Origin of the sequence: Dendronalium sp. ChiSLP03b (assembly GCF_034531165.2) — a bacterium.
In the GTDB taxonomy this organism is placed as follows: Bacteria; Cyanobacteriota; Cyanobacteriia; order Cyanobacteriales; family Nostocaceae; genus Dendronalium; species Dendronalium minutum.
In genome coordinates this window covers 143,472-163,103 of record NZ_JAVRBR020000125.1, presented here as the reverse complement: position 1 = coordinate 163,103, position 19,632 = coordinate 143,472, and the positions used below count along the sequence as shown (strand labels likewise).

13 protein-coding genes are annotated in these 19,632 nt (G+C 42.5%); 8 read left to right on the top strand and 5 right to left on the bottom strand.

Annotation, left to right across the window (positions count from 1 at the left end):
• Positions 1 to 615 precede the first annotated feature (615 nt).
• The 4 genes from RMY31_RS29500 (at position 616) to RMY31_RS29485 (ending at position 6,133) form a co-directional block, all read left to right on the top strand.
• Positions 616 to 1,659: a Gfo/Idh/MocA family oxidoreductase gene (locus RMY31_RS29500; protein WP_322656542.1), complete on the top strand. Its 1,044-nt coding sequence runs from the start codon at positions 616 to 618 to the stop codon at positions 1,657 to 1,659.
• 274 nt (positions 1,660 to 1,933) lie between these two features.
• Positions 1,934 to 3,619, top strand: a complete 1,686-nt coding sequence (locus RMY31_RS29495; RefSeq protein ID WP_322656540.1) for an iron uptake porin — start codon at positions 1,934 to 1,936, stop codon at positions 3,617 to 3,619.
• Positions 3,620 to 3,929: 310 nt separating this feature from the next.
• The gene (locus tag RMY31_RS29490; RefSeq protein ID WP_322656539.1) at positions 3,930 to 4,670 is read left to right on the top strand and encodes a class I SAM-dependent methyltransferase; all 741 of its coding nucleotides are present in this window, start codon (positions 3,930 to 3,932) and stop codon (positions 4,668 to 4,670) included.
• Between the two features lie 143 nt (positions 4,671 to 4,813).
• Positions 4,814 to 6,133 (top strand): ABC transporter substrate-binding protein, encoded by a 1,320-nt coding sequence (locus RMY31_RS29485; RefSeq protein ID WP_322656538.1) that lies wholly within the window; start codon positions 4,814 to 4,816, stop codon positions 6,131 to 6,133.
• Between the two features lie 76 nt (positions 6,134 to 6,209).
• On the opposite strand, the gene RMY31_RS29480 is transcribed toward RMY31_RS29485, so the two are convergent.
• Complete coding sequence (locus RMY31_RS29480) at positions 6,210 to 6,764, bottom strand: 1,2-dihydroxy-3-keto-5-methylthiopentene dioxygenase (protein ID WP_322656537.1); 555 nt, start codon at positions 6,762 to 6,764, stop codon at positions 6,210 to 6,212.
• Positions 6,765 to 7,102: 338 nt separating this feature from the next.
• Between RMY31_RS29480 and RMY31_RS29475 the strand changes: the two genes are divergently transcribed.
• Positions 7,103 to 8,548 (top strand): deoxyribodipyrimidine photo-lyase, 8-HDF type, encoded by a 1,446-nt coding sequence (locus RMY31_RS29475; protein ID WP_322656536.1) that lies wholly within the window; start codon positions 7,103 to 7,105, stop codon positions 8,546 to 8,548.
• A gap of 11 nt (positions 8,549 to 8,559) precedes the next feature.
• On the opposite strand, the gene RMY31_RS29470 is transcribed toward RMY31_RS29475, so the two are convergent.
• The 4 genes from RMY31_RS29470 to RMY31_RS29455 all read right to left on the bottom strand — a co-directional run bounded on the left by RMY31_RS29470 (position 8,560) and on the right by RMY31_RS29455 (position 14,864).
• Complete coding sequence (locus RMY31_RS29470; RefSeq protein ID WP_322656535.1) at positions 8,560 to 9,558, bottom strand: phosphatase PAP2 family protein; 999 nt, start codon at positions 9,556 to 9,558, stop codon at positions 8,560 to 8,562.
• Positions 9,559 to 9,731: 173 nt separating this feature from the next.
• Positions 9,732 to 10,688 (bottom strand): fatty acid desaturase family protein, encoded by a 957-nt coding sequence (locus RMY31_RS29465; RefSeq protein ID WP_322656533.1) that lies wholly within the window; start codon positions 10,686 to 10,688, stop codon positions 9,732 to 9,734.
• A 342-nt stretch (positions 10,689 to 11,030) separates the two neighbouring features.
• A complete protein-coding gene (locus RMY31_RS29460) occupies positions 11,031 to 13,265 on the bottom strand; it encodes an NHLP family bacteriocin export ABC transporter peptidase/permease/ATPase subunit (protein WP_322656532.1) in 2,235 nt (744 codons plus the stop codon).
• Positions 13,266 to 13,424: 159 nt separating this feature from the next.
• A complete protein-coding gene (locus RMY31_RS29455) occupies positions 13,425 to 14,864 on the bottom strand; it encodes an NHLP bacteriocin system secretion protein (RefSeq protein WP_322656531.1) in 1,440 nt (479 codons plus the stop codon).
• A gap of 150 nt (positions 14,865 to 15,014) precedes the next feature.
• Here RMY31_RS29455 and RMY31_RS29450 point away from each other — a divergent pair, with 150 nt between their 5' ends.
• The 3 genes from RMY31_RS29450 (at position 15,015) to RMY31_RS29440 (ending at position 19,625) form a co-directional block, all read left to right on the top strand.
• Positions 15,015 to 15,278 carry a hypothetical protein gene (locus RMY31_RS29450; protein WP_322656530.1) on the top strand — a complete coding sequence of 88 codons (264 nt, stop codon included), beginning with the start codon at positions 15,015 to 15,017 and terminating at the stop codon, positions 15,276 to 15,278.
• A 384-nt stretch (positions 15,279 to 15,662) separates the two neighbouring features.
• Positions 15,663 to 17,660, top strand: a complete 1,998-nt coding sequence (locus tag RMY31_RS29445; protein WP_322656529.1) for a zinc metalloprotease HtpX — start codon at positions 15,663 to 15,665, stop codon at positions 17,658 to 17,660.
• Positions 17,661 to 18,155: 495 nt separating this feature from the next.
• Positions 18,156 to 19,625, top strand: coding sequence for an aldehyde dehydrogenase family protein (locus tag RMY31_RS29440; protein ID WP_322656528.1), 1,470 nt, complete (start codon positions 18,156 to 18,158; stop codon positions 19,623 to 19,625).
• Positions 19,626 to 19,632: the final 7 nt, after the last annotated feature.

Below are 19,632 nucleotides of genomic sequence, written 5' to 3'. Positions count from 1 at the left end.
GATTCTGAAACTTTGATTGAGTCAAGCTTTGAGCCTTTATTTTCTAACAGTAACTAAAATTTATAGCCAAAACTTAGAAATTAAAGCCTCGAAAGGCTTTCAGCGATTGGGTTCTCCCAAAGTGATAAAAGAGGGTTATATCAAGTTCGGCAAATAACTTACGATATGTCATTGCGAATGCAACGAAGTGAAATGAAGCAATCGCAAGGCTTTGGGATTGCAGCGCTTCTCCTAAGGGAGACGCTGCGCGAACGCTCGCAATGACATAAGTATTAAGTCGGACATGATATTAAATAAAAAAGATGATTTCGTTCCAATTTGTCAAAGCTAGTTTTGTTTGGAATTCAGGTAGCTATAGCACTAGCTTTCGAGCAAATAATACGAACAAATGCAACTTGGTATTAGGTCTATAGCAACATTAACTGACGATGTTATTGGCAAAAAATTGGAAAGATTTACAGACAGATGGAAATACAGTTTTTTTCAGGTAATAACCTGGATGGTACATGCAAAACTGCTAACGGCAAAACAATTGAAAAATATGCAATAACGTGTGTAGAAACACAACATTCAACAACCAAATACAAACTTTCGCTTCAGTAAATTACGAAAAAGATGGAAACTGTCAATACGGCACTTTGTTCTTATGGATTATCCGGTAAAGTCTTTCATGCACCATTTATAAATCTGCATCCCGGATTTCAATTAATAGGTTCTTGGGAAAGAAGCAAAAAGCTGATACAGGAAGATTATCCTGATGTCAAAAGCTATCTTTCTTTAGAAGCTTTATTGGCAGATGATAAAGTAGAATTAGTGGTGGTAAATACACCCACCGATACGCATTATGAATATACTAAACAGGCTTTGCTTGCCGACAAGCATATAGTAGTAGAAAAAGCATTTACTACAACAGTGGCAGAAGCAAAAGAACTGAATGAATTAGCTCAGAAAAAGGGAAAGAAATTATCTATTTATCAAAATCGCCGATGGGATAGTGATTTTCAAACAGTAAAAAAAATCATCCAAGAAGGCTTACTCGGAGATATTGTTGAAGCAGAACTTCATTTTGTCCGATATAAACCAACACTCAGCCATAGACAACACACAAAAGTTCCAGAGTCGGGGACAGGAATCATCAAAGATTTAGGGCCGCATATAATAGACCAAGCTTTGCATTTATTTGGAATGCCTGACGCTGTTTTTGCAGACATGCGAATTACAAGGCAAGCATCGCAGATAGATGATTATTTTGAGTCGATACTATACTACGACAAACTGCGCGTAAAATTAAAAGCGGGTTTCCTGGTGCGTGAGCCTGTGCCGTCATACATTATACATGGTACAAAAGGTTCTTTTCTCAAAAGTAGGGCCGACGCACAGGAAGACAAGTTACGGACTGGTATGAAGCCTAACACGTCTGACTGGTACACAGAGCCTGAAAATGAATATGGGTTGCTGCACACAGAAAAAGACGGAAAAGTAATCCGAGAAAAAGTAAAAAGTTCGCAGGGCAGTTATTTGGGTTACTACGATGCCATGTATAAATCAATTGTTGATAATCAACCAATTGCTGTTACTGCTGAAGACGGAATTAATGTGATGCGGATTATAGAAGCGGCTATTAAAAGCAGTAATGAGCAAAAAGTAATTGCACTTTAACTCGACTTTTCTAACATTAAAAATAGGATGTATTCATCTCTAAAAGTAGACTTTTTGAAATATTTTGCTTGTCATAAGTATTGAGTATCTTCGTAGGGTAGCGCCTATTGATAAAGATACAAACGAAGCCAATTCTTTTGACAGCAAATAAAGGACGAGGATTCAGTAGTAGTCCTGAGAAAACAGGTATTTAAATCTTTAATGCATAGATATAGCTAAAGATTTCTGACCTAAAATCCAGATTTTTCATGTATTTAATACGGAAATAAATCCGATGCTTAAAAATTTTTTATACAGTTTTTCACTTTTATTGTTGATATGTCCAACAGTCTTAGCAACACCTTTAGATGATAATTCTGGTGCAGCAGATGGCGATCGCACCTTGCAGGGACAAGTCACTCCAGTTTCTCAGTTTGAAAATAATTCTAGTGCAGCAGATGGCGATCGCGCCTTACAGGGACAAGTTACTTCAGTTTCCCAGTTTTCTGATGTGCAACCAACCGATTGGGCATTCGGTGCATTGCAATCGCTGGTCGAACGCTACGGCTGTATTGCAGGTTATCCGAATTCCACCTATCGCGGCAACCGCGCCTTAACCCGTTATGAATTTGCCGCAGGTTTAAATGCTTGCTTAGATCGGATTAATGAGTTAATTGCCACAGCTACTGGCGATCTAGTCAATAAAGAAGACCTAGCAGTGCTGCAAAAGTTGCAGGAAGACTTTGCCGCAGAACTAGCAACTCTGCGCGGGCGAGTGGATACCTTGGAGGCACGCACAGCAACATTGGAGACACAGCAGTTTTCCACCACTACTAGGTTATATGCTCAAATTATTACCGCCGTTAGCGACACCTTTGGCAATAGAGTAGGAGGCGATCGCGATGAATCTCAGACCTACTTTGCAGATCGGGGTCGTCTGAATTTGGAGAGCAGTTTCACAGGCAAAGATTTGTTGCGAGTTAGATTAGAGTTTGGGAACTTTACGAATCCCGATGGTTCAAGCAAAATTGCAGCAGCAACAGGCACAGGGATGACGCGCCTGAACTTCGATAATGACAACAACAATGCACTCCTTATTCCCCACATCCGTTACTACTTCCCCGTTAGTGATTCCCTTAACTTTGTCGTCGGCCCCGTAGGTATTGGCTATAACGACATTACAGACAACGTTACTCCTGCCACTATTGCCGATGATGGCAACGGGATTCCCTCACTATTTGGCAAGAACAGTCTTCTGTTCGAGCGAGGTGGAGGCGGTGCAGCCGCTAACTGGAGAATTAGCAAAGACTTGGTTCTAACCCTAGGCTATTTAGCAAACAGTCCCAATAGCCCAACGGTAAAAAATGGCTTATTTGATGGTGGCTACAACGCTCTAGCCCATCTAGTGTATTACGGCAAGCAAGGCGCTATTGGTGTCGCCTACTCTCATGGATATAACCCTGGTGGCTCTTCTGTTAGTGTTACAGCCGGCAGGGGCAGCGCCCTGTCAAACGCTCCCTTTGGGAACAGTATTGCTACTTCCAACAGCATTGTCGGTGTACAGGGCTACTATCGCTTTTCCCCAAATTTCCAGATCCATGCTTGGGGTGGATATATCTGGGCAACTGCTAAGAACTCTGGTTTCAGTAATATTTCCAATGGTAGGGGCGGAACGGATTCTCTATTCGTGAACAGTGGTGATAATGCTAATGCCTGGTTTGGTGCGATCGGCATGTCGTTTCCAGATGTGGGGGGTAAGGGCAACCTGCCGGGAATTCTCTTTGGTTTGCCGCCGCGTGTCTCTAATAGTGATGTCCGTGAAGAAGGGGACAACTCTTACCACCTCGAAGCATTCTACCGCTGGCGAATGAACGACCACATTTCAGTGACTCCTGGTTTTTGGATGATTATCAACCCGGAAAACAACAGCAACAACGATACGCAGTATGTAGGGGTACTTCGCACAACGTTTGATTTCTAAATCCACTTGAGCTACATAACCGCCAAATACTGGATGCACTTTGGCGAGCAGAAAGAAAAGGGGGAAAGAATAGACTTCTTGCAGAAGTCGGGAAAAGGGTAAAAGGATAGAATTTTCCTTTACCCCTTTCCCTTTAGTCGTTGCGAAGCCTCACAGAATATTCTCTACTGTAGAGGAAGTTTTGCGCGATCGCTTGGATGATTTAGGTATCCCTTTGGATATTAGCCAATAGATGAATCAGCTAGAAAACCAAGAATATTCAATTCAACTTTATTTACGGTAGCAACGAGCTGTTATCTTAATTTAAGTATTGGATAAACGTTTATTACTTTCTATGCAACAAAATCATCAAACCTCAACCGCTGATATCTTTTCGGGAATATATGCCAATAACATCTGGGGTGGAAATTTAGGAGACTTTTACTCTGGAAAAGGTTCAGACAATAATTTCTCTCGTTCTTATTGTGAATTTATTACTGAGTTTGCGGTGAAAAATAGTCTAGAAAATCTCAAAATTGTAGATTTAGGATGTGGTGATTTTCGAGTTGGTCAACAGCTTTTACAAAATTTAGTCAACTCTCAAATTCAATATCAATATACAGGTGTGGATATAGTACCAAAATTAATAGAATACCATAGCATAAGATATGCTAACAAAGATATAAAATTCGTATGTATTAATATTATTGAAGAAGATTTACCACAGGGAGATATATGCTTAATACGTCAAGTTTTGCAACATTTATCTAATCAAGATATCAAAAAAATTTTAGCAAAACTTTCACAATATAAATATGTATTTATTACGGAAAGCCATCCAGCTGATGAATTAAATTGTATACCAAATTTAGATATACCAACAGGTGCTGAAATTAGATTGTTACATAACTCAGGAGTTTTTTTAGATAAAAATCCTTTTAACTTAAGTGGTGTGGAACTAGTTTTAAATATTCCTTACAAAGAGGATATTTGTTTGTATGGTAAGCAGAGTAAACTTTGTACATTTAAAATTGAAAATACTAGAACTTATCAAAAAAGTTCAATCAGTTGAAGTCTACTCGACCTAACAATATATTGACTGCCTAAACCAAAATATTTGCAAGTTTATGTGCGCGACAGCTTAACTGACCCTCTCAAACTAGAGATTTGCTACGATTTATTACTATCAGTAAATCTGATAATTAACTATTTTGCATGAACTTTACCCTTTTCCAATTCCAAATTCAGAATTTTTATCGCAAGTTGATCGATTCTACTTGGCGGCTTTCACTTCTGGGATTTGTTCTCAGTATATGTCTAATATTCTTATCTGGTTGTGGAGGGACAGCCCAAAAAAAAGACAGCGTAATTCATCTAACACTATGGCAATCCATCAATCCTCCTGCTAATAGAGATGTGTTTGAAAAATTAGTAGATAAATTTAATCAAAATCATACTGATGTCCAAGTAGAATCTATCTTTATAGGTCAACCTCAATTGCCGAAAATCTTAACAGCAGTTGTAGGCAATGCACCTCCAGATATTCTGTTATACGACCCACAAACTACAGGCCAATTTGCAGAATTAGGGGCAATTCGACCTTTAGAAGATTGGCTGGACAAATTACCGTTGAAATCGGAAATCATTTCTAATCTATTTGAGGAATTACAGTTAAACGGTCATATTTGGTCAGTCCCCCTGTACACCGCCAATCTCGGTATTTTTTACCGACCGAAGCTTTTTCAAGCGGCGGGAATTACACAAACGCCTAAAACTTGGAAAGAATTAAGGCAAGCTGCCAAAAAGTTGACTATTGACCGCAATGGCGATAATCGACCCGAACAGTACGGAATATTACTGCCTTTAGGAAAGCAAGAATGGACTGTCTTTAGTTGGTTCCCTTTTTTATTAAGTGCTGGGGGTGAGGTGTTGACAGATAATACACCGAATTTGATGACTAAGGCGGCTATAAATGCTTTGCAGTTCTGGCAAGACCTAATAAGAGATGGTTCAGCCACCCTTTCTCCTCCAGAACGTGGTTATGAAGAGGACGCTTTTATTTCAGGTCGAGTTGCTATGCAAATCACAGGGCCTTGGACTTATATCATGAAGTCTAATGTTGATTATGGGGTGTTTCCTATACCTGTAAATATTGAGCCGACAACGGTAACTGCTACCGGAGTTGTGCATGTAATGAAAACCACGCCAGCAAGAGAGCAAGCCGCACTCAAGTTTTTAGAGTATGTTGTGAGTGTAGAATTCCAAAAAGAATGGAGTATGGAGACAGGTTTTTTACCAGTAAACATCAAAGCAGGTCAAAGTGAAGCTTTTGAGCAATTCATCAGCAAAAAACCTGTGTTAAAAATGTTTATGGAGCAAATGTCTGTAGCACGCACTCGACCGATTATTCCGGGATACAGTCGCCTTTCTGACAGTCTTGGTCGAGCCATTGAAGCTGCATTACTGGGTGAGTCTCCTCAAAAAGCTCTTAAGGCAGCACAAGAGCATTTAGAACTTATTTGGGATAACAAATAAAAGCAAATTCCAAGGCTGCGACTTCCTCACCGTGTCCCCACGTGATTATCTATAGCCGTCTTTTGCAGAACTATTATTAACGCGGCTTGTTCAAAGAATCTTTCAGATGAGTACCTGTATAGTTGGGTACCCACCCATCAGCGGTCGAGAAATAACGCACAGCTTTACAATGTAACGATGCTGTAGGACTACACCAATGCTCTACTCCTGCTGGGATATAGATATAGTCTTGGGGCTGAACTAAAAGTTGTACCTGACTACCATCGGGTCTGATGAAGCCAAAGATCATTTCTCCTGCCAATATGTAGAGGGGTTCAGCAGCAGTATGAGTATGGTAACGATTGTATCCAGCTATTAGCGTTTCAAGATTAAATGAACCTGGATGCAGATTCAGTAAATCACACCAGACATAGCCATTTTCCTGTTGCAGAAACTCGAAGACACCGTTATGTAGTTCTACAATAAAGCGTTTCTCGGAATCAGTTAAAACGTCTTGTTCTATCAGATTGGGGAATAGCAGCGATGTTCCTGGGTCATAGTGTTTTAGATAGATGCCTAGAGGGGAGAGTTCGCGAGATATCTCACCTAAATCGCTCTCAACTGTACCGTCGTCTAATAGTAGGATAGCCATGACAGGAAGACTAAATTAACTGTTAAGAAGAGTATACTCAAATTTGACGAAACAAGCCACTATATCCGATAGAGATACCGTGGATTTGTGACAAGGATAGCAGGGACGGGAGGACGCGAGGAAAAGGAAGACAAGGGGGACAATTTCACTTCTGTCTTCTGGCTTAAAAGTGGGTGTAGGGGTGTGGGGAAAAACCACTTTCATGCTTGGCTGTGTACGAAGTCCATCGGGACTGCCTCTAACACCTGACAATTAACTAATTGAAATTTGTCGGCAGAATGATGCTCCAGGTATCACTAGGGTCTAATCTAGTACAAGCGAACTATGATTGGTATAGAATGTCTGACTTAATTTTGTTTTGGCATCGCCGCGATTTACGTATTTCTGACAATACAGGACTGGCTGCTGCAAGACGACAAAGTTCAAAAGTGGTAGGTGTGTTTTGTCTCGATCGCAATATTCTGGAACGAGATGATGTTGCCCCTGTAAGAGTAACTTACATGATTGGCTGCTTACAGGCACTACAACAGCGATATGCTGAAGCAGGAAGCCAACTTTTAATACTCCATGGCAATCCCATGGAAGCAATACCAGCTTTGGCAGCGGCATTGAAAGCTAAAGCTGTATTTTGGAATTGGGATGTAGAACCTTATTCCCAAATACGCGATCGCACCATCATTGATGCCCTCAAAGAAAAAGGAATTGAGTTTCTTGCCCAAAATTGGGATCAAATCCTCAACTCACCAGAAGAAATACGCTCAGGTAGCGGTCAAGCTTACACAGTTTATACACCCTTCTGGAAAAATTGGAGTAGCAAACCGAAGGCTCAACCAGTAGAAACTCTGCAAAATATCGAAGGTTTAACAGCAACCGAACAGGAAATTGCCAAAAAAGCAGGAGCTATTCCACTACCCTCAGCCAAAGATTTAGGATTTATTTGGGATGGAGGATTAATTATTCCACCAGGAGAAACGGGGGCGCAAACAAGACTAGAGGAATTTACAGCTAAAGCAATTACTGAATACCAAGAACAACGCAATTTTCCCGCAGTGGACGGCACATCGCAACTGAGTGCGGCTTTGAAATTCGGTGTAATTGGCATTCGTAACGTTTGGCAAGCCACAATGGAGGCACTAGAAAATAGCCGCAGTGACGAAGCAGCAGCCGGAATCCGTACATGGCAACAGGAACTAGCTTGGCGGGAATTTTATCAACATGCAATGTATCACTTTCCGGAATTAGCAGAGGGTGCTTACCGCACAACCTTCAAAAATTTCCCTTGGGAAAGCAACGAAGAACATTTTCAGGCTTGGTGTGAGGGAAAAACTGGCTATCCCATCGTAGATGCAGCAATGCGGCAAATGAATGAAATTGGTTGGATGCACAACCGTTGTCGAATGATTGTCGCCAGTTTCCTAACCAAAGACTTGTTAATTAATCCCCAATTGGGCGAAAAATACTTTATGCAGAAGCTAATTGACGGTGATTTATCTGCTAACAATGGCGGTTGGCAATGGAGTGCTTCTAGTGGTATGGATCCCAAACCCGTGCGGATTTTTAACCCAGCTAGTCAAGCACAAAAATTCGATGCCGAAGGTGAGTATATTCGGCAATGGGTTCCCGAACTGCGTTCTGTGGATACAGAATATTTAGTTACTGGTAAAATTTCACCATTGGAGCGTCACGGTCTTGACTACCCTGAGCCAATTGTGGATCATAAACAACAACAACAGCAGTTTAAACAGCGTTATCAACAACAAAAAACTTTTACGAGTGCTGAATGAGGAGTTAGTTGTCAGTTGTCAGGAGTTATTCTCCGCGTCTCCCTCATCTCCCTATGCCCTTTCAAGTAGAGAATGCAAGCCATCAACGCTACTAAACCTATAGCATAGCCAGCTATGACATCAGTAGGCCAGTGTACGCCTAGATAAAGCCGAGTAAAACCGATTGCAACAATCAAAAGAATGGTCGAGATGAAAATCTGTTTTTGCCATTGAGGAAATTGCTTTGCCAAAATATAGCCAATGAAACCGTAAAGCACCATTGACACCATTGCATGACCACTGGGAAAGCTGTGGTGTCCCACATTAATAATACGGTTCCACAGTGCTGGACGTACTCTACCAAAAAGCACTTTCAGTAAATAATTTAAGCCTACTGCACTGACTGCTGCTATGCCCAAAGTATTTGCTTCCCGGCGACGGTTATCATGCAGTAGGTTAATTTCCAATCCCAAACAAATTAACAGTAAAACTAGTGGATCGCCAAGAAAAGTTATGCCAACCATAATACGATCCAAAAGTGGTGTGTGCAGCTTTTGAATTGCTAATAAAATGCCTGTGTCTAGATTGTATCTGTGCAGTAATCCAGTGGCTAAGACAAGGCTAAATACCGTTCCAGATACAAAAATCAGCTGATTGCTAACTTTGTTTAATTGTTTGTGTATGAGTGTTTGAGGAAAATTTTTGACTGGTTCTGTGCCTGTTACGATCTGAGCTTTTCCTACAGGTAGTTGTCTGACTTTTTGTTTGAAGTCTAAGACAACATCTTGCAGGAGTAAAGCGATCGCATTTGGACTGACATTTGAAGGGAAAATAACAAGAACATTTCCTGTGAGATCGTTAGCACGAACTTGCGTAATTATTTGCTTCTGTGACAATCGCAATTCTAGGTATCTTTTGAGAGATTCCGAATGATGAAGTCCATTTACCTTATATCTAGCTCTTCCTTTAACAGCAGTATGTATTGCCAAAATTAAAGGATTTTCTTGAGATATATTACTGTAAGGATTCATTGTTTTGAAGTATGTCTCAATTACAAATTACGAATTACGGGCGTTGCACAGTTGCGGGATGATTTAGCAACTTCTAAAATTCTCCCCCTGCTTCCCCTGCATCCCCTGCATCCCCTGCCTCCCCTGCTTACCCCAATTCATCCCACTGTTATGCAACGCCGAATTACGAATTACTATAGCTGTCCCAATTTAGCTACAATATCGCGGTTGACTTTGATGTAGCCTGAATCGACATGGGCAAAGTGTGAACTCAGCCGCTGATGCGCTTTAGGCAGTGCGTGGAACGGAATTGATGGGTACAAATGGTGTACTGCATGAAATGGCATATTCCACATAAGAAATCGTACAGGCCAGAGCGTCAATGTTACGCGCGTATTTGTCAGCAAATTAGCGTCAAGAGAGCAACCTGTATGTTCCCCAAAGAGAATAAAACGCAGAATCGGCTGACCTACAAATAACGGTAGCAACCAATAGAGTATAAACCAAGGTTGACCCACTGTAATTGAGAGAGCGATCGCAGCTGCATAAACAGTTAATTGCCAGCGAGTAGAGCGAGTAACTTCGGCTCTTGCGGCTTCTGGTATAAATGGACAATCATCAAGTTGCCCGAGGATAGCGCGAAAATGCCCGCGTATCTTGTCCACCCACCAAGGTAAACCACTAAGTACCAACAAGTATTCACTCAGGTTACTTGGTGTGAGGTCAGTTAGTTCCGGATCTTTGCCGGGAACGCGAGTGTAGAGATGATGCCACTTGTGATAGTGACGGTAGAACGTGCTGTTATAAAACGAGAGCAAGCCTGCACACCAAGCAACAATATCATTCAAGCGATTGTTTGCAAAAGGAGTTCTGTGAATACCTTCGTGCATAGGTGCAAACATGGTAGCTAAACTAAAGCCGTAAATCACCAGTGCCGGTATTGCCAGCGACCAATTGCTAAAGTTCGTTGCCCATAAGTAACCACTGCATCCAATGATAGTTAGATGTCCAGTTAAATGAACCAGCCCTTTACGGTTGCAGCGATCGTTCAAAACACTTAATTCTTGTATAGGAAGAATCTGGCGGGCCTTTTGCTGGTTATAAGTTTTGTTATTTAATAATTCAGGTTGAATAATTGCATCACTAAACATAATTAAAACTTAACATTACTTGGATCGTGTAATTAAAGGTACAACACTATAAATTTTTGTCAAGCGGTTGTGTGGTTAAAACGAGAAAGAGTCTTGCAAAAAGTGCCTTTAGTAACGTTATGACTTTCATTACTAATACAAATTTGAAAAATGATTACGCCAGATCGAACACCCAAAAGCTTATATGGTAGCTCTTTGACAATCTAAAATCCCAAATGGTGTGACATGACGCTGTTTTAGTTATGAGATACAAAATGTAGTTAAACTAACACAGTGGCTCCCCTCCTGTATTCCTAGTTCACCGTATCAGCCTTAACGATTAGTATTCACTTGAACTTGATATTATGCCTCTGCTGCATGGAGTAGACGTACATAAGTTCCGCCTTGCTGCCATAATTCTTCATGGGTGCCACGCTGCACGATTTTACCTTGCTCTAGCACAATAATTTCATGGCAATCGCGAATTGTACTGAGACGGTGGGCTACTACGATACACGAACAACCACGCCGTTGTAAGTTATGGTTAATAATCTGCTCGGTTTGTGCATCTAGGGCGCTGGTTGCTTCATCCAGTACTAATATTGTAGGATTTCTCACTAAAGCGCGGGCAATTTCTAAACGCTGACGTTGCCCACCACTAATATTCATACCGCCTTCAATCAACTCGGTGTCATATTTCTTAGGCATAGACACAATTGCTTCGTGAATAGCTGCATCTTGGCAAGCATGCACTAAATCAGCTTCTGACACAGTTGAATCCCAGAGAGTGAGGTTTTCCCGCACAGTCCCAGCAAATAAAAAGATATCTTGTTCAACCATGGTTAAACAGTTAGCTAGAACAGAGCGCTGAATTTGCGATCGCGGTATACCATCAAAATATATTTCTCCCTCCCAAGGCTGATAAAGACCGCAAATTAATTTAGCAATTGTAGATTTACCAGAACCACTTCCTCCTACAAGCGCTACCCTTTGACCCGGCCTGACACTCAAACTCAGGTTCTCAACTAAAGGCGATTCCACCCGGCTGTAGCCAAATGTGACATTTCGTAATTCAACGTGACCCTGTAAATTGAGCAGAGGAATAGAGGGGTATGAGGGAGACAAGGGAGACAAGGAAGAATTTACTTCCTCAGCCTCCCCTGCTTCCCCTCTCCTATCCACTTCCACATCAACCGGATTTTGCAAGACATCATCAAGGCGGTTTAAGTCAGCTTCTAAATCTTGGAGTGTACTGGCAAAATTGACGAGGCTATTGACTGGTTGTAAAAAGCTCTGGGTTAAACTTTGGTAGGCAACTAGCATCCCAATACTGAGATTTCCGCTCATTACTTGGAAACCACCAACCAGCAGGATAGAAGCTGTCGTTAGGGCTGTTAAAGTTGTGGGTAAAGTGGTGAGAATTTGAGTTTGTAAGTCTAATTCTTGTTGAGCGTTGATGGCTTTAGCATAATATCCAGCAAACCGAGCAAATAAATCTGACTCTAGTCCAGAAGCTTTGATGGTTTCTATGCTTTGGATACCACTAACCGTCACCCCACCAACCTTGCCATATTCTTGAGCCAGCCGCATATTGGCATCGACACGAGTTTGCGATAAAAATAGGAGGGCGAGAATATTAATTAGAGCAAAACCAACTGCGATCGCACTTAGTACTAAGTTGTATTGGATCATAATTAGCAAGTAAAAGACCATCATCACTGCGTCAATTACTGTGGTTGCCAAACGCCCTGAAAGTACTTCCGCTACTTTGTCATTGAGTTGCACTCGGCTACTAATTTCCCCAGCAAAGCGCTGGGCATAGAATCCTACTGGCAATCGCAGAATGTGCCAGAGAAACTGTCCTGACGTGCTGACTGACAACTTAACCATCAATCGCCGCAGGTAAGTAAGTCGCAATCTAGCAAGTAATGCTTGCAATACCGCAGTCATTATCATTCCTAACAGCAAAGGTCGCAACCAGTCTTGACGATCTTGGACTAAAATCTCATCGATAAACACCTGCGAAAAAGCTGGTATCGCTAACCGAGGTAGAGTCAGCAACAACCCTGCCAGCAGACAAAACACAATAGTACCCCATGAGTTTTGCAAGCGACTACTTAAGGCTGAGATGATGTGACTTTTTTTGCCTCCTTTGTGAAAGTTTGCTCCTGGTTCCATTCTCAGAACAACACCAGTGTAAGCGCGATCGAATTCTTCCCAGCTAACAGTTCTGCGACCACTGGCAGGATCGTTGAGGTAGACGCGCTTTTTCCCACATCCTTCTACCACAAGAAAATGGTTGAAATTCCAAAAGACAATGTACGGTGGGCGAAGGGTTGTCACCATTTCCAAAGGTAGTTTTAAACCTTTGGCATTGAGTCCATAGTTTTTGGCAGCTTTGAGAATATTAAAAGCTTTGCTGCCCTCCCGCGAAACACCACAGTCTTCCCGCAGTTTAGCTAGGGGAATAAACCGACCGTAATAGTTCAGAATAATTCCCAAAGCCGCCGCACCACATTCGACCGCCTCCATTTGTAAAAGTGTGGAAGTACGAACTCGATTTGGTTTCAATTGCGGAAATAAATGGGAAGCAAACATTTGATTGATGACTAGAGATTAAGGACAAGATGAGTTTGAAGTTCCATGAATGAAGCTTTAAACTTGATTAATGAGGCTTTGAGCTTAATATTTCAAGTTCTATCTTTCCCTTGCCCCCTGCCCCTCTGCCCCTCATCTCCCTCATCCCCAGTCTCCAATTTAATAAATTCCAGTCCAAGAACGGAGGATAGGAATAATATAAGAAATTGGTGCTTTTTCTCCAACTTTGACTTGAACTGAGGTAGTTGTACCAGAGGATAATTTAAGAGAGGATCCCTCAGAAGATGACCATTTGTAACCGCTGGCTGTGGTTGCGTCTTCTTGGAGTTGGACAAAAGCTTGCACCTGACCTTCACCTTTACCCGCAAGACTGGCGGCAATTTCTTTGTTACCGACGATCGCTGTAATATCTTGTGTAGTTACAGGAAAGGAAGAAATATTTGCGATCGCCCCGACAATACCACCTTCGCGTTCGCGCTTGGCAAAACTGGGAGTGACTTGTACAGCCATCCCTGACTTGATTTGCTTGCCATCTTTATTGGCAAAGTAAACAAGGCTAACAAGTTGGGAATTTGGTTTTTCAGCTTCGATTGACCCCAAGCGATTACCTGGATTGATGATTTGACCGGGAACAGCGCTGACTTCTAGAATGTGACCATTGTATTTGCTGATGATTCTACTTTCTTGAGATAGTTGCAATTCTAATTGGGCAAGCCGCTGCTTTACTTCTCGAATCTGATTTGCTTTGTCAATTGATTGCTTCAGGTCTTGTTCGCGTAATTTAGTATTTTGAGTATTCAGGTCTTTAATTTTTGTTTTGATTTCGTCAATCTTATTGAGATTTTCTAGGTATTCTCGTTGCGTGGTAGTTTCTTGGATTTCTAAATCCTTGAGTTGCACGTCAATATCCGATAGTTCGCTGTGAGTGTTAAAGTATTCTTGCTCGGCTTGCACCACCATATCTTGACTGATGACATGCTCTCCAAAGAGGCGACGACGGTTATCAACCCGTGCTTTGAGGGTTTGCAGTAAGTAGTTGATTTGTTGCTTGCGGGAATTGATGCTTTGACGTTTTTGCGCGATCGCACTCAGCGTTTGAGCGCGTAGCTTCGGCGCACTTTGCTCTCGACGTAGGTTATTTTCCAGATCCATTTTCTGCTGCCCAAGGGTGATGATTTGTTGGTCAATCAACAGCTTTTGCAGCCTATCTGTTTCTTGATTCTGGGTTTGCAATTGTTGCAATTTCACTTGCTCTTGCTGTAGCTGCTGCTTCAGTGCCGATTGGTCGATAATGCCCAGCACATCACCTTGTTTGACTATATCTCCTGGCTTGACATTCAAAGTTAGCAATGGGCCGGAACTGGGTGCTTGAAATTCTACAACATGGTGCGGTTTAATTAGAATGCCTTGTCCTGTGACTGTAAGAGGAATTCTGCCAAACACACTCCAGACACCAGCCACAGCAACCACAAAACTCAAGGCCGATAAAGTCAACCACCCTTGAGGTTTCACCACATGTATTGCTTGCTCAAGTTGTTCTGGTGAAGACAAGCGCTCAAGGGCTGTTTGACGGAAGATGCGGCTATGTTTGATTTGCATTGTTCTCCTCCTTATTTACAGCACCCAGAGCTTCTGTAAGAATGCTTCGATGACTTCTAGAAGATTAGGATGAAATCGGGGAGAACTAGGGGAGGGATCTAAATACCTTGTAATATTAAGTCCGGCTAATTAGTTATAATTCCCGAATCTATGCAGAAGAGCCACAAAACCCTGCCCGTCTGCGGTCTTAACGATCGGTCTTTAACTGGACACGATATATATGATGCTGCGGCTGATGCAATAAGGTGTTGCAGCAAAAAAATGGTAGGCGGTGAAGCCCACCACATGAAATCATGCTACTTAAACTGTCAACTATCTTCTACGCTGGGTATACTAATGGAACCCGTTGATATACTGAAAAAATCCAATTTTTCTTATGTAAAAATTCAGGCGATCGCCCAGTCAACAAAGTAGTAGAAATTTCCAGCTGAGGCTGAGGAATTGTTAAAAGCAAAGAGAAAAGGGCGGGACTAATGCCCACCTCAAATCAAGGAGCAAGCACTAAAGTATTAGTTTATCGGAATAGAACAACGTAGCTCATTGAATAAAACAATGGAAGCTATAGAAATACTATAAGAATTAAACTTGTGCTATGGCGGTTCTAAATCGAATGCAATATGGCTTTGATTAATATTGAATTTGTTGCAATCAAGCTTAAGCTGTGATGACTAACATTCAAGCTGCCGTTTTTTAGCTCGCAATTTTTAATACTGCGGACATTTCCGTAATTGCGATGACGAGCAGTGAATCCATTGAGTATTAATGGATCAAATACCACTCCTTTGTCAAGGAGACTTTATGTCATTGCAATCTGGATTAGATGCCTTTCAACAAGGACGTTATCAAGAAGCAGTTGAATTATTAGAACAATTCTGCCGCAATTGTAGCGACCGCAATTCCTCAGAATACCTTTCAGCACAGATGTGGCTGATGAAAGCCTATCAAGGTATAGGGGAAATCGAAAAAGCTATGAGTCTGTGGCAAAAGTTAATCGTTAGCGAAAACCCACAGGTTCGCAGTTGGGCAGAACAAGCCCGTCAATCCTTTCCTCAAGCGCCAACCACCCAATCTAGTGCTATCCAAAAAGCGGGACGTGCTGCGACTGCTGGTGTGAAATTAGCGATGGGAGGTGTGGGTGGCAGTTTGGTGCTAGCCTCTGGAGTCACCATGACCTTGCTATTTGGCATGGTATTGGTTTTAGGTTTGAGCTTAGTATTGATTTTGGGTAGCAACGATCCACTCCAGGGACTAGCGATCGCTATTGGTATTACATTAATTTTCAATATCGCTGCCTTTTTCCTCTCTCCGTTCCTGATGGACTTAACCCAAAGCTGGCTTTACCAAACTCGCTGGGTAGAGTTGGCAGAAGTTGAAAGCCTCAGTCCAGAGACAGCTAAAGTTATTCGTCAAGTCTGCCAGCAGAAAAATCTCAAAACACCTCGTCTAGGAATCATTAACGACCAAAACCCTACTGCTTTTACTTACGGTTCATTGCCTAACAGTGCCCGGTTAGTCGTCAGTCAAGGACTCTTCACTTACCTAGATGATGATGAAGTTGCTACCGTTTACGCCCACGAATTAGGGCACATTGTCCATTGGGACTTTGCAGTTATGACGATAGCATCTACCTTAGTGCAGATTTGCTATTTGATTTACAGTACAGCTAGAAGATTGGGTCGTGGCGGCGGCGATAACAAAATTAAAGATGCCATCCAAACAGCTGGTTTAATCGCCTATATCTTTTACATCATTGGTACTTACCTACTGCTGTACCTTTCTCGCACGCGGGAATACTTTGCTGACCACTTTGCCGCAGAAAGTACAGGCAACCCCAACGGACTATCCCGCGCTTTAGTGAAAATTGCTTACGGGATTCTCGAAGAAGGTTCCAGGTCGCAAGAACCCAGCCGTTTAATTGAAGGAACTCGCGCCTTGGGTATTTATGACCCGAAAGCTGCTGCTTCCACAGGAACTGCCTACCGTATTGCATCCGACCCCGAAAAAATTGGTCGCGTCTTTTTATGGGATATGTTTAACCCCTGGGGTTGGTGGATGGAGTTAAATTCGACTCACCCCCTAACTGGTAAGCGAGTCCGTGCCCTTAGCACCTATGCCGAACAGCTGGGTTTGCCAACTGAGTTTGACATGGGACGAGTTGTAGGAGAAGGCAAAAACCTCAACAAGAGTAAGCTTTACGGTAACTTCTTGTTAGATATTGTATTGTACGGTGCTGAAACTATTGGTTTCTTAGCTGGCTTGGTAATTGGCGTTATCCTGGGGTCAAGTTCTGCAAACCCAGGTTTAACACTAGGTATGCCACTCATCGGTTTAGGCATAGGAATTTTGATCAAAGCCCTTGTGATGTTTCCCAGCTACAAGCAAGCACCAGAAACTGACATTCTCACCCTCATGTCAGACCCTTACGCCAGTCCGTTGCGCGGACAACCAGCAAAACTGGAAGGTCAATTAATCGGTCGTGGTGACGCTGGCTATAAATTTGGTTCCGATTTAAAAATTCAAGACCGTAGCGGTATGCTTTATCTGCATTACGCCTCACGCTTTGGCCCCATTGGTAATTTCCTGTTTGGGATGAAGCGAGTACAAAGCTTGATTGGCGAACAAGTTGGGGCTGTAGGTTGGTTCCGTCGAGGCGTTGCACCTTGGATGGATTTGATCCAACTCCAAAGTGAAAATGGCACCATTGTCAACAGTTACCATCGCTTCTGGTCATTCATCCTCGGTGGCGGATCGATTATCCTAGGAGTGGTCTTGATTATGTTTTTGAACAGCAGGTAGTCGAATTTTTAACCTGTTGTCAGAGCATTTCTCAATACATCCAAGCTTTAATCTCTAAGGAGGCGGTTAGCAACTGCCTCCATTTCTTTAGTTATAGCTGTAGCCAGCATTCAGAAAGTGCTGAGTTTGGAATCATTAGTTTTATCTCCCCCTGCCTCCCTCTCATCCCATCGAGAACTTAACCTAATACCTACAGGGTCTCCTTCAAGGGAGGATGACATTCTTAGTTGCGACTGTACCAAGTAAACTACCAACCAAATAATTACTATGGCTCCCATCGCTGTCAAGACAACAGCGAATCCCTTGAATAATCTATTTATAGGCATCATTTTTCTGTTCTTGTAATTGATTAAATTTTGTTGACCCATCAATTGATATGTTAATTTTTGTTATAAAATTCCAAAGAATAAACAAAGAAAATCCCAAAATTTGCTGTATTTGAGAAAACATAATTAATAGATTTAAGCAAATTTTTTTAGAGCTTAAGGAGGCCTGATGGTTACAGCAACAGTACCAGGACAACAGGTCAAAATCGGTCCAACCCAACTGCTGATTAATAATGAGTGGGTAGAAAGCGTCAGCAGTCGCCGATTTGAAACGATTAATCCAGCTACAGGTGAGGTAATCTGTGAAGTAGCAGAAGCAGATGCCCCGGATGTAGATAAAGCAGTACAAGCAGCCCGCACTGCTTTCAATAGTGGAGAATGGCCGAAGATATCTGCCACCCGTCGCGGCGAATTACTTCACAAGCTAGCCGACTTAATCGAACAGAATATCGATGAGTTGGCGCGACTAGAAACTCTAGATAACGGCAAGCCGCTACACAACTCGTTAGGTGACTTGAAGCTAGTCATCGCCTGCTACCGCTACTATGCAGGCTGGGCTGATAAAGTACAAGGTAAAACTATCCCAATTAACGGGCCGTACTTCTGCTACACTCGCCATGAGCCTGTGGGCGTGGTAGGTCAGATTATCCCTTGGAATTTCCCACTGTTAATGCAGGCGTGGAAGCTGGCACCAGCTTTGGCAACTGGCAACACTGTAGTGATGAAAACAGCAGAACAAACACCTTTATCAGCACTACGAGTAGGTGAATTGATTGTTGAAGCTGGTTTCCCCCCTGGTGTAGTGAATATTTTATCAGGATACGGGCCAACCGCCGGAGCAGCGATTGCTCGCCACATGGATGTTGATAAAGTGGCATTCACTGGTTCCACTGAGGTAGGGCATCTGATTATGGAAGCCGCTGCTAAAAGCAACCTCAAGCGCGTCACTCTCGAACTTGGTGGCAAGAGTCCTAACATTGTCTTTGCGGATGCTGACATGGATGCAGCGATCGCTGGTTCCCACGATGCCCTATTCTTCAATCAAGGTCAATGCTGCTGCGCTGGTTCGCGGCTGTTCGTCGAAGAAAAATGCTATGACGAGTTCGTTGCTAAGAGTGTCGAACAAGCCAAACAGCGCATTGTCGGCAACCCCTTTGATGCCAACACAGCACAAGGACCCCAGGTAGATAAAGACCAATTCGACAAAGTGATGAGTTACATCGAGTCGGGAATGCGCGAAGGTGCCCAGATGCTATGTGGTGGAAATCAAGTAGGCGAAGAGGGTTTCTTCATTGCACCTACAGTCTTTGCCGATGTCCGTGACGATATGAAGATTGCCCAAGAGGAAATCTTCGGCCCAGTGATGAGTATTATTAAGTTCAAAGACATCGACGAAGTAATTCAACGGGCAAATAGCACAATGTACGGACTCGCCGCCGCCGTGTGGACAAAGGATATCACTAAAGCCCATGCGATCGCTAACAGCGTACGTGCTGGTACAGTTTGGGTAAATTGCTACGATGTATTCGATGCTGCTGCACCCTTCGGTGGATTCAAGCAATCTGGTATTGGCCGAGAATTAGGCGAATATGGCTTGCAGCAATATACCGAAGTTAAAACTGTCACCATCAAATTGTAAAGTAGAT